13 protein-coding genes are annotated in these 13822 nt (G+C 63.6%); 5 read left to right on the top strand and 8 right to left on the bottom strand.

What is annotated here, in order from left to right:
- Nucleotides 1-5: 5 nt before the first annotated feature.
- The 3 genes from ACH79_RS32520 to ACH79_RS32530 are packed head-to-tail and all read left to right on the top strand — an operon-like array spanning nt 6 to nt 4188.
- Nucleotides 6-1907 (top strand): TRAP transporter large permease subunit, encoded by a 1902-nt coding sequence (locus ACH79_RS32520; RefSeq protein WP_161854596.1) that lies wholly within the window; start codon nt 6-8, stop codon nt 1905-1907.
- A 29-nt stretch (nt 1908-1936) separates the two neighbouring features.
- On the top strand, nt 1937-3586 hold the full coding sequence (locus tag ACH79_RS32525) for an acyl-CoA synthetase (RefSeq protein ID WP_161854597.1): 1650 nt from the start codon (nt 1937-1939) through the stop codon (nt 3584-3586).
- A gap of 14 nt (nt 3587-3600) precedes the next feature.
- A complete protein-coding gene (locus ACH79_RS32530) occupies nt 3601-4188 on the top strand; it encodes a DUF2199 domain-containing protein (RefSeq protein ID WP_161854598.1) in 588 nt (195 codons plus the stop codon).
- A gap of 9 nt (nt 4189-4197) precedes the next feature.
- Here ACH79_RS32530 and ACH79_RS32535 read toward each other — a convergent pair whose 3' ends face one another.
- The 4 genes from ACH79_RS32535 to metG form a co-directional block, all read right to left on the bottom strand.
- A complete protein-coding gene (locus ACH79_RS32535; RefSeq protein WP_161854599.1) occupies nt 4198-4830 on the bottom strand; it encodes an antibiotic biosynthesis monooxygenase in 633 nt (210 codons plus the stop codon).
- 181 nt (nt 4831-5011) lie between these two features.
- Nucleotides 5012-5809: an MBL fold metallo-hydrolase gene (locus ACH79_RS32540; RefSeq protein WP_161854600.1), complete on the bottom strand. Its 798-nt coding sequence runs from the start codon at nt 5807-5809 to the stop codon at nt 5012-5014.
- Complete coding sequence (locus ACH79_RS32545; RefSeq protein ID WP_161856676.1) at nt 5806-6597, bottom strand: TatD family hydrolase; 792 nt, start codon at nt 6595-6597, stop codon at nt 5806-5808. Before ACH79_RS32545 ends, ACH79_RS32540 begins: the two co-directional genes overlap by 4 nt.
- Before the next feature lie 14 nt (nt 6598-6611).
- Nucleotides 6612-8222: a methionine--tRNA ligase gene (gene metG / locus ACH79_RS32550; protein WP_246738222.1), complete on the bottom strand. Its 1611-nt coding sequence runs from the start codon at nt 8220-8222 to the stop codon at nt 6612-6614.
- A gap of 13 nt (nt 8223-8235) precedes the next feature.
- Between metG and ACH79_RS44410 the strand changes: the two genes are divergently transcribed.
- Nucleotides 8236-8586, top strand: a complete 351-nt coding sequence (locus tag ACH79_RS44410; RefSeq protein WP_246738223.1) for a hypothetical protein — start codon at nt 8236-8238, stop codon at nt 8584-8586.
- Nucleotides 8587-8600: 14 nt separating this feature from the next.
- Here the strand turns inward: ACH79_RS44410 and ACH79_RS32555 are convergent, their stop codons facing one another.
- From ACH79_RS32555 to ACH79_RS32565, 3 genes are read right to left on the bottom strand one after another with little or no spacing between them, the layout of a single operon-like run.
- Nucleotides 8601-9641, bottom strand: coding sequence for a DNA polymerase III subunit delta' (locus ACH79_RS32555; protein ID WP_161854602.1), 1041 nt, complete (start codon nt 9639-9641; stop codon nt 8601-8603).
- On the bottom strand, nt 9638-10324 hold the full coding sequence (gene tmk / locus ACH79_RS32560; RefSeq protein ID WP_161854603.1) for a dTMP kinase: 687 nt from the start codon (nt 10322-10324) through the stop codon (nt 9638-9640). The genes ACH79_RS32555 and tmk overlap by 4 nt, the downstream gene beginning before the upstream one ends.
- Before the next feature lie 2 nt (nt 10325-10326).
- The gene (locus ACH79_RS32565; RefSeq protein WP_246738749.1) at nt 10327-11523 is read right to left on the bottom strand and encodes a D-alanyl-D-alanine carboxypeptidase family protein; all 1197 of its coding nucleotides are present in this window, start codon (nt 11521-11523) and stop codon (nt 10327-10329) included.
- 230 nt (nt 11524-11753) lie between these two features.
- On the opposite strand from ACH79_RS32565, the gene ACH79_RS32570 reads away from it, so the two are divergent.
- The gene (locus ACH79_RS32570; protein WP_161854605.1) at nt 11754-12698 is read left to right on the top strand and encodes an alpha/beta fold hydrolase; all 945 of its coding nucleotides are present in this window, start codon (nt 11754-11756) and stop codon (nt 12696-12698) included.
- On the opposite strand, the gene ACH79_RS32575 is transcribed toward ACH79_RS32570, so the two are convergent.
- On the bottom strand, nt 12695-13618 hold the full coding sequence (locus ACH79_RS32575) for a septal ring lytic transglycosylase RlpA family protein (RefSeq protein ID WP_161854606.1): 924 nt from the start codon (nt 13616-13618) through the stop codon (nt 12695-12697). The genes ACH79_RS32570 and ACH79_RS32575 overlap by 4 nt on opposite strands.
- Nucleotides 13619-13822: the final 204 nt, after the last annotated feature.

The following is a 13822-nucleotide window of genomic DNA, read 5'->3' on the forward strand; positions in this document are numbered from 1 at the left end:
CCGTCATGGCTCATGCCGAATTGAGTGAGGGCATTGGCGGCGAGGTGGGTCAGTCCCCTCCTCGCCGCCGACCGTTGCTGGCGTCGATCGAACACGCCCTGGGAGTGCTGGTCGAGCTTCCGGCCGCGCTTCTGGTCATAGCCGAGATCATGATCCTGTTTGCAGGCGTGGTGGCGCGCTATGCGCTGCACCAGCCGTTGATCTGGTCGGACGAACTCGCCTCGATCCTGTTCCTGTGGCTTGCCATGCTGGGTGCCGCGGTCGCATTCCGCCGCGCCGAGCACATGCGGATGACGGCGGTGGTCGCCAGCGCGAAGCCCGCCATGCGCGCTTATCTCGATCTGGTGGCGACGTCGGCGGCGCTGGCGTTTCTCATTCTGATCGCCTGGCCGGCCTACGAATACGCCTACGAGGAAAGCTACATCACCACGCCGGCGCTGCAGATCAGCAATATCTGGCGCGCCGCAGCGCTGCCGGTCGGCATTGCCCTGATGGCGATGTTTGCGCTGCTGCGGCTGGCCCGCGCGAGCAATTTTCGCACGGTGCTGGCCGCGATCCTCTCGGTGGCGCTGGTCATCGGGATATTCTGGCTGATCAGGGGCTCGCTCAAGCCGCTCGGCAACCTCAACCTGATCATCTTCTTTGTCGGCGTCGCCGGCTTCTGCGTGTTCGCCGGCGTGCCGATCGCGTTCGGCTTTGGTCTGGCGACCTATGGCTATCTGGCGCTGACCACGGGCACGCCGCTGATGGTGCTGGTCGGCCGCATGGACGAGGGCATGAGCCACCTCATTCTGCTGTCGGTGCCCCTCTTCGTCTTCCTCGGTCTCTTGATCGAGATGACGGGCATGGCGCGCGCCATGGTGGCGTTCCTGGCAAGTCTCCTGGGCCATGTCCGCGGCGGACTGCATTACGTGCTGGTCGGGGCGATGTATCTGGTCTCGGGCATCTCGGGCTCCAAGGCTGCCGACATGGCCGCCGTGGCGCCGGTGTTGTTTCCGGAAATGAAGGCGCGGGGCGCCAAGCCGGGCGATCTGGTCGCCCTCCTCTCCGCGACGGGCGCACAGACCGAAACCATCCCGCCGAGCCTGGTGCTGATTACCATCGGTTCGGTCACCGGTGTGTCGATCGCGGCGCTGTTCACCGGTGGCCTGTTGCCGGGCCTGGTGTTGGCGATCACGCTGTCGGCGCTGGTGTGGTGGCGCTACCGGAACGAGGACCTGCGGCATGTCACGCGGGCGAGCGCCGGCGAGATCGTCCGCGCGTTTGCCATCGCCCTGCCCGCTATCGCGCTGCCGTTCGTGATCCGCTACGCGGTGGTCGAGGGTATCGCGACCGCGACCGAGGTTTCCACCATCGGCATCGTCTATGCCTTCATCGTCGGCTTTTTTGTCTACGGCCTCCTGATCTACCGCAATTTCGACTGGCGGCGGATCGTGCCGATGCTAGTCGAGACCGCGGGCCTGTCGGGCGCGATCCTGCTGATCATCGGCTGCGCCACCGGCATGGCCTGGGGTCTCACGCAGTCCGGCTTTTCGCGGACGCTGGCGGCCGCCATGACCGGCCTGCCCGGCGGCTCGTCGACATTCATTGCGGTCTCGATCGTGGCCTTCGTGATCCTGGGCAGCGTGCTCGAGGGCATTCCGGCGATCGTGCTGTTCGGGCCTTTGCTGTTTCCGATCGCCCGCACGGTGGGCGTGCACGAGGTCCACTATGCGATGATCGTGATCCTCGCGATGGGTATCGGGTTATTCGCGCCGCCCTTCGGAGTAGGCTATTATGCGGCGTGCGCCATCGGACGCGTCGATCCGGCCGAAGGTATCCGGCCGATCTGGGGCTACCTCTTGGCGCTGATGGTCGGCCTGATTATCGTGGCGATCTTCCCGTGGATTTCCATCGGGTTCTTGTAAGGTCTAATTTTGTAAATGGGACACAGCCGATGAGCGCAGCCCAGAACCAGTATTCCATCGGATTGGACAAGACCCCGGCAAACTATGTGCCGCTGACGCCTTTGAGCTTCCTCGCCCGCAGCGCCGCCGTCTATCCGGATCATGTCAGCACCGTCTATGAAGGCCGCAGCTTCACCTGGGCCGAGACCTACGCGCGGTGCCGGCGTTTTGCGTCATGGCTCGCCGGACGAGGTATCGGCAACGGCGATACGGTAGCAGTGATGCTGCCGAACGTCCCGGCGATGAACGAGGTGCATTTCGCGGTCCCGATGGCGGGTGCCGTGCTGAACGCGCTGAACATCCGGCTCGACGCACCCTCGATTGCCTTCCAGCTCGACCATGGTGGCGCGAAAATCATCCTCGTCGATCCGGAATTCTCTGGCGTGATTGCGGAAGCGCTGACGCTGATGCAGGGGCCGAAACCGTTCGTCGTCGATGTCGACGACGCGGCTTTTGCCGGCGGCAAGCGGATTGGTGAGATTGAGTACGAGGCGGCAGTTGCGGCGGGCGATCCCGGCTTCGTCGCGCGGCTGCCCGGCGATGAATGGGACGCGATTGCGCTAAGCTATACTTCCGGCACCACTGGCAACCCGAAGGGCGTCGTCACCCACCACCGCGGCGCCTATCTCAACGCCGTCAGCAACATCCTGGCCGGCAATCTCGGCCAGCATCCGGTGTATCTCTGGACGTTGCCGATGTTCCACTGCAATGGCTGGTGCTTCCCATGGACGGTCGCGGCCTCCGCCGGCATCAACGTCTGCCTGCGCAAAGTCGATCCGGCCAAGATCTTCGAATTGATACCCAAACACGGCGTCACCCACATGTGCGGTGCGCCGATCGTCTACAACACGCTGATCAACGCGCCCGGTGCGCCCAAGGGCAACGCCGCGCGCCCCGTCGTCGGATTGATCGCAGGTGCTGCGCCGCCGGTCGCCGTGCTCGAGGGCGCCGAAAGCATCGGCATCAAGCTGACGCATGTGTACGGCCTGACCGAGGTCTATGGCCCCGCCTCCGTCTGCGCCGAGCAGCCGGGCTGGGACGAACTCCCCGCCGACCAGCGCGCGCAGATGAAGCGCCGGCAGGGCGTGCCCTACCCCCTGGAAGAAGCCGTCACGGTGCTCGACCCCGAGACCATGCAGGAGGTGCCGCGCGACGGGGAAACCATCGGCGAGGTGATGTTCCGCGGCAATATCGTGATGAAGGGCTATCTGAAGAACGAGAAGGCGACGCAAGAAGCCTTCGCCGGCGGCTGGTTTCACACCGGCGATCTCGGCGTGCTCGACGAGCACGGCTACGTCATCATCAAAGACCGCTCCAAGGACATCATCATATCAGGCGGTGAGAACATCTCCTCCGTCGAGGTCGAAGATGTCCTCTACAAGCACCCGGCCGTGCTGTTCGCGGCTGTGGTCGCAAAACCCGATTCCAAATGGGGCGAGGTGCCCTGCGCCTTCGTCGAATTGAAGGAAGGCGCCAAGGCGACGGAAGCCGAGATCATCGCCTTCTGCCGCAGCCACATGTCGGGCTTCAAGACGCCGAAGGCGGTGGTGTTCGGAGTTATCCCGAAGACCTCCACCGGCAAGATCCAGAAGTTCATGCTGCGCAACCAGGTGGATTCGGCGAAAGCGATTTCGGCCTGACGCGCATGAGTCCAATGAATGACGATTTCGATTTGGCCAACGACCCGCGCTGGCGTCGGCTATGGGATCGGCCGTGGTCTTGTGGAGTCTGCGGCGAAACGCATCACGGCCTGATTGACCTGGCTTGCGGTAATCCCGCGCAATGGCCCGGTACTGAGGACAAGGCGCCCAACAGCGCGCTGGACCTCAGCGGCAACTTCCTCTCCGAGGATTTCTGCGTTCTGGACGGACAGCATTTCTTTGTGCGGGCGGTGCTCGAGCTGCCGATCCGAGGCGGCAGCGACCAACCATTCGGCTTCGGTGTGTGGACGACCCTGTCACGCGAGAATTTTGTGCGCTACGTCGAGACATTCGATAGGGGCGAACAGGACGAACTCGGCCCATGGTTCGGCTGGTTCTCCAATCGGCTTGAAGGATATCCCGATACGCTGAACCTCAAATGTCAGGTTCATCTAGTGAGCGGCCGACAGCGACCGCGTGTAGTGCTGGAACCCACCGACCATCCTCTTGCAGTCGAGCAGAGGAGCGGCATCACCTTTGACCGGCTGCTTGAGCTTTATGCCATCAGCGGCCATGACATAAGATCGTCGCTCGGCGACTGAATGCAGCCTCTATGCTGATGCTCGTTCCACGGGCGGATAGTATTGCGGCGCTTCAGCGCGTTCGAACATGCTGTAGTCGCGCATCACTTCGAAGACTCGAAAGTACTGTACCGTCGGATCGGCAAACAGGCGGGAGCCGAATTCGACGCCTGCTTGGTCATTTGGCAGATCGATCAGGTGCGCAAAGTGCTCGTCACGATAGACGCTTGTGAAAGCGTCACGGCGCCATTTGGTCTCGGCCGGTAGCGTGGCATGCTTTGATTCAGCGGCGAGGATATAGGTCGGCTTGCGCCTTGCCGGATCGTTATAGGGAGTGCGCCGCTCAGGCTGCCAGATCGGCTGCCCCGGTTTTGCTTCGTGGATGACCTGCGCGACGCGGATGCGATAGTCCGAAAAGACTCTCTCGCGGCCGATGGTCTGGACATCATGATGGCGCGCATGCGCCCGCCACGCCGTCAGCGCCCCCTCGTCCTGCCAGATCTGGTAGGACAGCAGCAGGTTCTCCCGCGTCAAGCTCCTGAAGCGATCGATGAAGAGGCAGCCACCCATCGCCTCAAGGTCAGGCTTCAGCGAGGCCGCGAGATCGAGATATTGATCGCGGTGTCCTGGCCTCGTCTGGACTTCAAAGAACAGGCCAATCATCGAAACTCCTCCACGGCCTACGATCGAGTTTGCACTGCGCAATCGATCTTCTGTCCGGGTTCTCAAGTACCAGCCTCATCCCGTCATAGGCCGGTATGGCGCCCGGCGAAAGGCCCTGTCGCGGTGTCTTTTGGTCTAGAATGTGCGTGTTGGCGCGGACGGCGCAAGCCGCGCGGCGGTCCTAGCCGAGCTCCAGCCGCATCCCATCATAGGCCGGAATTACGCCATCCGGCAGGCTCTGCCGCAACACCTCATAATCGAGGTCCGAATGCATGTTGGTGATCACGGCCTGCTTCGGCTTGAAGCGCTCGATCCATGACAGCGCATCGTTGACGCTGAAATGGCTGGGATGACCGGCATAGCGCAGTCCATCGACGATCCACAGATCGAGATTTTCGAGCGCGGGCCAGCTCTCCTCGGGAATGTCGTGCAGGTCGGGCGTGTAGGCGGCGGCTCCGACGCGGAATCCCAGCGCCGGAATCCTGCCGTGATGAACCAGAAAGGCGGACAGTTTGACCGGGCCGCCCTTCCCTTCGGTGGTATGACTCTCGCCGGCTTCGATCGAATGGCGCGTCAGGATCGGCGGATAGTCGCTGCCTTCCGGCGAGATGAAGCAATAGGAGAACCGCGCCATGATGTCTTTGGCGGTCGACTGGTTGAAGTAGACGGGAATGCGCCGGCGCTGGTGCAGCACGACCGAACGCAGATCGTCGATGCCGTGGGTCTGGTCGGCGTGTTCATGCGTCAGGTACACCGCGTCAATGTGATCGACATTGGCGTCGATCAATTGCTCGCGCAGGTCGGGCGCGGTGTCGATCAAGATCCGCGTGGTGCCGTGCGCGCCGGTACGCTCGACCAGCAGCGAGCAGCGGCGGCGGCGATTTTTGGGATTGTTGGGATCGCAGGCACCCCAGCCGAGCGCCGGACGCGGCACGCCGGCGGAGGATCCACAGCCAAGGATCGTCAGCGTCACCGTCATGCGGTCGCCTTCGCCGCCGGCACCTTGGAGAACAGGTGGAAGAAATTTTCCGTCGTTTGCCGCGAGATCTCCTCCAGCGATACCCCGCGTGTCTCTGCCAGCACCTTCGCGACCTCAACCACGTAAGACGGCTCGTTGCGTTTGCCGCGAAACTTGCCGGGCGCCAGATATGGCGAGTCGGTTTCGACCATGATGCGATCGGCCGGCAGTTCAGCCGCGAGCTCGCGCAACGCTTCGGACTTCTTGAAGGTCAGGATGCCCGTGAAAGAGATCGAAAGGCCCAGACCAATCGCCTTCATCGCCAGTTCGCGCCCGCCGGTGTAGCAATGCAGCACAGCGCGGAACGGCCCCTTGGCAATCTCGTCTTCAAGGATGCGGCCGCAATCCTCGTCGGCTTCGCGGGTATGGATCACCAGCGGGAGGCCCGTCGCCCGTGCCGCTGTGATATGCGCGCGAAAGCCACGCTCCTGCGCCTCGCGCGAGCCGTGCTCATAGAAGTAGTCCAGCCCCGCCTCCCCCAGCGCCACGACCTTCGGATGCTTCGTCAATTCGATCAGTTCGCTGGCAGGGATGCCGTCTTCCTCATCGGCGTTGTGCGGATGGGTGCCGACCGAGCAATAGACGTTGGGAAACCGCTCGGCGATGGCGAGCAACTCGCCGAGCCGCTTCACCCGGGTCGAAATCGTGACGATGCGGCCGATCCCCGCCGTCTCGGCGCGCGCGACGATGGCATCGAGATCCTCGGCAAAATCCGGGAAGTCGAGATGGCAATGGCTGTCGATGAGCATGGCTTGCAAACGGCTCAATCCGCCTTTGGTTCGACATAGCGCGGAAATACCCCGACCGGCGGCGGCAAATTCGTGCCGGCCGCAATCCGCGTCCCGATCGCCGCAAAGTCCCTTGCGTCCTGGGGAACGCCGAGGCTGTCGAGCAGCTTGCCCGAGGCCTCCGGCATCACCGGTTGCGTCAGGATCGCGACTTGCCGCACCACTTCCGCGGTCACATAGAGCACGGTTTTCTGCCTCGCCGGATCGGTCTTGGCCAGCGCCCATGGCGCCTCGCCCGCGAAATAGCGGTTGGCCTCCGCGACCACGGACCACACCACGTTCAGCCATTGATGGATCTGCTGGCTCGCCATCGCGGTCCGCGACGCCTCCAGCATGGCATCTGCTTCCGCCAGGATTTCCTTGTCATTGTCGGTGAATTCGCCCGGCTCCGGCAGCACGCCGCCCAGTTGCTTGGCGATCATCGATAGCGAGCGCTGCGCCAGATTGCCGAGATCGTTGGCGAGATCGGCATTGATGCGCGCGACGATGGCTTCATGGTTGTAGTTGCCGTCCTGTCCGAACGGCACCTCGCGCAGGAAGAAATAGCGCATCTGGTCGACGCCGTACTGATCGGCCAGATTGAAGGGGTCGACGACGTTGCCTACCGACTTCGACATCTTCTCGCCCCTGTTGAACAGGAAGCCGTGCGCATAGACCCGCTTCTGCACGGGAATGCCGGCCGACATCAGGAACGCCGGCCAGTACACCGCATGGAAGCGGATGATGTCCTTGCCGATGATGTGCACATCCGCCGGCCAGTAGCGCCAGTTCGCATCGTTCTCGTCGGGGAAGCCGACGCCGGTGATGTAGTTGGTGAGCGCATCGACCCAGACATACATCACATGTTCGGGGTCGTTCGGGACCTTCACGCCCCAGTCGAACGTCGTGCGCGAGATGGAGAGATCCTTCAGGCCGCCCTTCACGAAGCTGACGACTTCGTTACGGCGCGAATCCGGGCCGATGAAATCCGGCTGGCTCTCATAGAGCTGCAGCAAGCGATCCTGATAGGCGGACAATTTGAAGAAGTAGCTCTTCTCCTCGACCCATTCGACCGGCGAGCCCTGGGGGCCGCGACGCACATTGTCCTCGCCGAGGACGGTTTCCTCCTCGGCGTAATAGGCCTCGTCGCGCACCGAATACCAGCCGGCATAGGTGTCGATATAGATGTCGCCGTTCTGCTGCATCCGGTTCCAGACCACCTGGACCGAACGATGATGGTCAGGCTCCGTGGTGCGGATGAAGCGGTCGAACGAGACGTTCAGGCGTTCGTCCATCTCCTTGAACCGGCCGGCATTGCGCGCGGCGAGTTCGGCGACGCTCATGCCTTCGCTCTCGGCGGTTTGCACCATCTTCAGGCCGTGCTCGTCGGTGCCGGTGAGGAAAAACACATCCTTGCCGTTGAGCCGCTGAAACCGCGCCAGCGCGTCGGTCGCGATCGCCTCGTAGGCGTGGCCGATATGCGGAATGCCGTTCGGATAGGCGATCGCGGTCGTGATGAAGTACGTGTCGCGCTCGGCAGCCGCCGCCGGCTTGGCGGCGGGCGCCGGCTTCGAGCGTGGCGCGGCGGGCTTCGGACTTTCTGCCACGGGCGCCGCTTGAATGGCAGGGCTCGCTTCTTGCGGCGTTACCGCGCGCTTCTTCGGCGCAGTTTTCGTTGCGGACTTCTTGGCTGATTTTTTGACGGCCTTCTTCGCGACCTTCTTGGCCGACTTTTTCGCGGCTTTCTTCGGAGCCTTCTTTGCAGCCTTCTTCGAAGCCTTGCCGGCCTTCTTCACACCGCGCTTGCTCGTGGTCATACTTTTCTTGGCCGCACGCTTTTTCGCCGCTGCCTTCTTGCTGGCGCTAGCGGATGGCGACTTGCGAGCCTTCTTCGTCTTGCGCTTTTTCGAAGCTTTCTTTCCAGCCGTCGCCACCACGAATTCCTTTATGACTCAAAGATTGTTGGATTGAGATCAGGCGGAGCGTTACCGCGTCGCGTCCGCGAGCATCCCGAACACCGAGAAAACCAGCGGTTTTCGCTCCAAATTATAGGATTCGGTGTCGCGCGCGGCGCGGACGATCTTTTCCCATACCTCCGCCAGCCGTGCAAGGCGGGGCAGATTTGCGTTGGCGTCGCCAGCGCGCAGCTTTTCGCCGATCCAGCGCTCGATGCCGTCGGTGAAGGCGGCCAGCGCCACACGGTCGCTGGTGCCCAGCGCCTCGCCAAGGGCATGCAATTCGCGCGGATCGACCTGCGGCAGCGTCGCCAGCAGCGCCGCAGTCCGCTGCTGCAGCTTCAGCGCGTCGCCGCCGAGCAGCGTCAGCGCGCGGGACACGCTCCCCTCCGCGGCATCGGCAGCCTCCGATAGCGCCGGATCATCGGGTGCGATGTCAGCGGCCCGCGCTGCCGCGCGAATGACGTCGTCGGCCGCAAGCGGCCGCAGCGGCAGCTTGCGGCAGCGGGACAGGATCGTCGGCAAGGCCCGCGCCGGCGAATGGCTGACGAGCAGGAACAGCGATCGTTGCGGCGGCTCCTCGAGAATTTTCAGCAGCGCGTTGGCGGCGTTCGGATTGAGCTCGTCGACGGTGTCGACGATGCAGACCCGCCAGCCATCCACCGCCGCGGTCGAGCCGAAGAACGAAATCGTCTCCCGCGTCTCGTCGACGGTGATCACGGTCCGCATCACACCGCGATCGTTGAGGCCGCGCTCCAAAACCAACAACCCGCCATGCGCGCCGGCGGTGACTTGACGCGCGACATGATCATTCGGATCGAGCGCCAGCGTCTCGGCGCGCTGCACCGAAGGCAGGACTGGATTGGGATTGGCGAGCACGAAGCGCGCCATGCGATAGGCCAGCGTCGCCTTGCCGATGCCTTGCGGTCCGCCGATCAGCCAGGCATGCGGAATGCGCCCGCTGCGGTAGGCTGTCAGCAAGGCGGTCTCCGCCTCGCGGTGGCCGAACAGATCGGCCGTTTCGCGGGGATGCCTGATCGCCGTCTCCTGCTCGGCCTTGCGTGCGCTCATGCCGTTCCCGCCTTATTCGGGACCGCGAACAGGTGATCGCGCAGCGCCGTCCAGACGCGGCCGGCAACCGTGTCTGCGTCGGCATTGGCATCGATCAGCACGCAGCGTTGCGGCTCTTCCGCGGCGATCTGCTTGTAGGCATCGCGCAGCCCCTGATGGAATTGCAGATCTTCCGCCTCGAACCTGTCCGGCACGCCGCTGCCGCGGCGGGCCGCGGCGCGCTGGTGGCCGACTTCCACGGGAATATCCAGAATGATGGTCAGGTCCGGCTTGAGATCACCGATCGTGACCCGCTGCATGGCGTTAAGAACGCCGGGCGCGACCTGCCCCAGTCGACCCTGATAGGCACGGGTCGAGTCGGAGAAGCGGTCGCACAGCACCCACGTTCCCTGGCTGAGCGCCGGCTGGATGACGGTGCGAACGTGGTCGTCGCGCGCGGCCGCGAACAGCAATGTCTCCGCGTCCGGTCCCAGCAGCTTGCCCATTCCCGACAGCACGAGATGCCGCATGATTTCCGCGCCCGGCGAGCCGCCGGGTTCGCGGGTGACGATGGCGCGCAGCTTCGCCGCCGCCAGACGCTCGGCGAGCTTCTTGATCTGCGTGGACTTGCCGGAGCCCTCGCCGCCTTCAAAGGTAATGAACTTCCCGCGTCCGGATGGCCGCTGCAGCGTTGCCTGGTTCATGCTCAGAGCTTCTCTGCACTCGCGCGGAACACGCCGATGACGAGCTCGCTGGCTCCGTCGATCGCGCGGCGCATGGTCGACCCGGTGCCAACCGCTTCCGCAGCATAGACCGGCGCCTCCACGGCGACGTTGGCGCCGCGCCACACCTTGACGACACCGACCGGCTGGCCGGCCTCCACCGGGGCCCGCACCGGACCATTGTAGACGATGCGCGCGATCAGTTTCTCGTTGCCGTTCTTCGGCACCATCACCTTGATCGGCTGAGGGCTGGCAAGCTTCACCGAGCGGCTTTCGCCGCCGAACACCTTGGCATAGCCGACCTGCTGGTTGGCCGCGAACAGAGTGCGGGTCTCGAAATTGCGAAAACCCCATTCCAGCATCTTCTTGGCCTCAGAGGCACGATCATCGGGATCCTCGAGCCCGTTGATGACGACGATCAACCTTGTATCGTTCTGCACGGCGGAGCCGACCATGCCGTAGCCGCCTTCCTTGGTGTAGCCGGTCTTAAACCCGTCGGCGCCGTTGAGCGTGTTAAGAAGCGGATTGCGGTTCTGTTGGCGGATCTTGTTCCAGGTGAACTCCCGCTCGCCGAACAATTTGTACATGTCGGGATAGGCCACGATCAGATGGCGGGCGAGCTTTGCCAGTTCGCGAACCGTCATCCTGTTGGCGGGATCGGGCAAGCCGCTGGAATTGCCGAATGTCGACTTCGTCAAGCCAATCTCGCGGGCGCGCTTGGTCAGGAAGTCGGCGGCAAAGATCCGCTCATTGCCGGCCATGCCTTCGGCCAACGCAATGCAGGAGTCATTGCCGCTTTGGATGATCGCGCCCTTCAACAGGTCGTCCACCGAGACCTTGCTGTTGAGAATGGCAAACATGGTCGAGCCGCCGGCCGGCGCACCGCCCTTGCGCCAGGCGTTCTCGCTGATCCGGTATTCGTCCGTCAGCTTTACCTTGCCTTCCTTGATGGCGTTGAAGACGACCTCGACCGTCATCAGCTTCATCATGCTGGACGGCGCTCGCAATTCGTCAGCGTTCTTCTCGAACAGCACGCTGCCGCTGGAACCTTCGATCAGGATTGCAGTCGGCGCATCGCCGTCAAAGCCGCCGTCCTCTTTCTTCGGCGCGCCCTGCACGCTGTTGTTGGCGGCGTAGACGATCCCGCCCCAGCCCACCGCGAGCGCGACGGTAGCCGCCATCAGGCTTCGCCACGCAAGAACGGCCGCGGCGTCGGATTTGCGGGGAACGGAGGTCTCTGCTGCCATCGGCGATGTCCTGAATCCGCGCGTTTTAACAGTTGGAAGTATCGCAAACAACACAGGTTTTGGACGCGCAGCCGTGTCGATCCGATTGCGGCAGCGGACGAAGGAACATATCGTGGCGATGCCGCAATCTCCCGACAGAATACGAAAAACAGGGCGGAAACGCGATGCCATCTTCACGCACTATTTCCGCCAACGGGCTGGACTTCTTTATTGTTGAACAGGGTCAGGGTCCGCTGGTGCTGCTCTGCCATGGCTGGCCCGAACTGTCCCACTCCTGGCGGCACCAGATCCCCGCCATTGCCGAAGCCGGTTTCCACGTCGTCGCTCCCGACATGCGTGGGTTCGGGCGGACCAGCGCGCCGGCCGATGTCGGCGCCTACACCATCTTCCACAATGTCGGCGACATGGTCGCGCTGGTGGCGGCGCTCGGCGAAAAGCAGGCGGTCATTGTCGGCCATGACTGGGGCGCGCCAGTCGCCTGGCACGCGGCGATGTTCCGGCCCGATATCTTCACCGGGGTCGCCGGCTTAAGCGTTCCGCCACCCTCCCGCGGGCGCGGCCTGCCGCTCGAGACGCTCAGGCAGAACGGCATCACCAATTTCTACTGGCAGTATTTTCAGGCTCCCGGCGTGGCGGAGGCCGAGTTCGAGCGCGACGTCGCGGCGACGATGCGAATCGTGCTGGCCGGGCGCGGGCTCTCCGATCCGGCGGCCCATCAGTTCGTGCAGGAGGGCAAGGGCTTCCTCGGCGATACCGACCCGAATCGACCGTTGCCGAACTGGCTGACCGAGGCCGACCTCGCCTATTTCGCGGCCGTCTATCAAGAGTCCGGCTTTCGTGGCGGGCTGAACTGGTATCGCAACATCGACCGCAATTGGGAACTGACGGCACCCTGGCAGGGCGCGCAAATCCACCAGCCCTCGCTGTTCATCGCGGGATCGAAAGACGGCGTCATTACCGGGCTGATTGGCGCCAAGCAGGTCAAGGAAATGGAGCGCGTGCTGCCGAACTTGCGGCGGAAGCTGATTCTCGATGGGGCCGGACACTGGATTCAGCAGGAGCGGCCCGATGAGGTCAACGCCGCCCTGATCGCCTTCTTGAACGGCTAGTAGAGGCCGCGGCCGCTGAGGACTTCGCTTGGCCCCCGCGGATCGACCGGCAGGTAAGCCTGGCTCGGGGCCGCATAGTTGGCCTCGTTCTCGTAGGACACCGCGCGCGGATTTTCCGCGGCACGGCCACGCGAACGGCTGGAGGCCGACATTTCCGAGGTCGCATTGACCGAGGCGTAGTCCGCCGAGGTATTGCCGAGGCTATAGGGCCTCCCCGCCGGCATCGGCACTTCGCCCCGGATACGGCCCGCGGACGACGGCATCTCCGGAACAAACGGGCGGGCCGACGCGACCCGGACCGTGGCGGGGGACGGCGCAGGCTCGCCGGTCCGCAGCGTCGCCTGGAGCTGGCGGTCGTCGGAACCCTCGAGCGGGGCCCGGCCGACATATTCAACGCGGACCTTGGCGACGCCGTTGGCTTTGAATTCAAGCAGTTCCGCGGCCTTGTTCGAGACGTCGATGAGCCGGTTGCCGTGATAAGGGCCGCGGTCATTGACGCGGACGATCAGCGACTTGCCGTTCCGGACGTTGGTGACACGGGCATAGCTTGGGATCGGCAGGGTCGGATGGGCCGCCGTTAGCGAGGTCATATCGAAGACTTCGCCATTGGCGGTCAGCCGGCCGTGGAAGTCATCGCCATACCAGGAGGCCATTCCCTCGGCACGGTAGTTCGGGTCCTCTTCCGGCACGTAGACCCGGCCTGCGACGGTGTAGGGCTTGCCGACGCGGTAGGTTCCCCCGCCCTTCGGCACGGGATCGCCAAACGCCACGACGCGGGGGCTCGAGGAGACCCCGTATTTGGGATCGATGCGGCTGGCGAATTTGTCCGACGAGGCGCAATTGGCGAGGACAAGGCATGTTGCCACGGCAACAGTACCACGAACCGCCCGAACGATCGTTGTTGGCCGTCGAATCCCCATCACCCCAATTACCATTTTCAGCGGCCTGCTGCCTACGTTGAAGCGCTACGGCCTGATCCCCACGATGCGGCCCACCTCCGCATCACGTGGTGAAGATATCGCAACCGGAACACGGCGGAAATGGGGTGTGGTCGCGCGTGACGAATGATCTGGTCGCGTGTGGTGAATGAATGGTTGCCTGCTCTATCCGTTGATTTACGGGCA

The sequence above is a fragment of the Bradyrhizobium sp. CCBAU 051011 genome, assembly GCF_009930815.1.
Taxonomy (GTDB): Bacteria; Pseudomonadota; Alphaproteobacteria; order Rhizobiales; family Xanthobacteraceae; genus Bradyrhizobium.

Bases quoted from the DNA above. Each gene is read 5' to 3' on its own strand.
- ACH79_RS32520 (WP_161854596.1), top strand. From the start codon at position 6: ATGGCTCATGCCGAATTGAGTGAGGGCATTGGCGGCGAGGTGGGTCAG.
- ACH79_RS32525 (WP_161854597.1), top strand. From the start codon at position 1,937: ATGAGCGCAGCCCAGAACCAGTATTCCATCGGATTGGACAAGACCCCG.
- ACH79_RS32530 (WP_161854598.1), top strand. From the start codon at position 3,601: ATGAATGACGATTTCGATTTGGCCAACGACCCGCGCTGGCGTCGGCTA.
- ACH79_RS32535 (WP_161854599.1), bottom strand. From the start codon at position 4,830: ATGATTGGCCTGTTCTTTGAAGTCCAGACGAGGCCAGGACACCGCGAT.
- ACH79_RS32540 (WP_161854600.1), bottom strand. From the start codon at position 5,809: ATGACGGTGACGCTGACGATCCTTGGCTGTGGATCCTCCGCCGGCGTG.
- ACH79_RS32545 (WP_161856676.1), bottom strand. From the start codon at position 6,597: ATGCTCATCGACAGCCATTGCCATCTCGACTTCCCGGATTTTGCCGAG.
- ACH79_RS44410 (WP_246738223.1), top strand. From the start codon at position 8,236: ATGGCAGGGCTCGCTTCTTGCGGCGTTACCGCGCGCTTCTTCGGCGCA.
- ACH79_RS32555 (WP_161854602.1), bottom strand. From the start codon at position 9,641: ATGAGCGCACGCAAGGCCGAGCAGGAGACGGCGATCAGGCATCCCCGC.
- tmk (WP_161854603.1), bottom strand. From the start codon at position 10,324: ATGAACCAGGCAACGCTGCAGCGGCCATCCGGACGCGGGAAGTTCATT.
- ACH79_RS32565 (WP_246738749.1), bottom strand. From the start codon at position 11,523: ATGGCGGCTACCGTCGCGCTCGCGGTGGGCTGGGGCGGGATCGTCTAC.
- ACH79_RS32570 (WP_161854605.1), top strand. From the start codon at position 11,754: ATGCCATCTTCACGCACTATTTCCGCCAACGGGCTGGACTTCTTTATT.
- ACH79_RS32575 (WP_161854606.1), bottom strand. From the start codon at position 13,618: ATGGGGATTCGACGGCCAACAACGATCGTTCGGGCGGTTCGTGGTACT.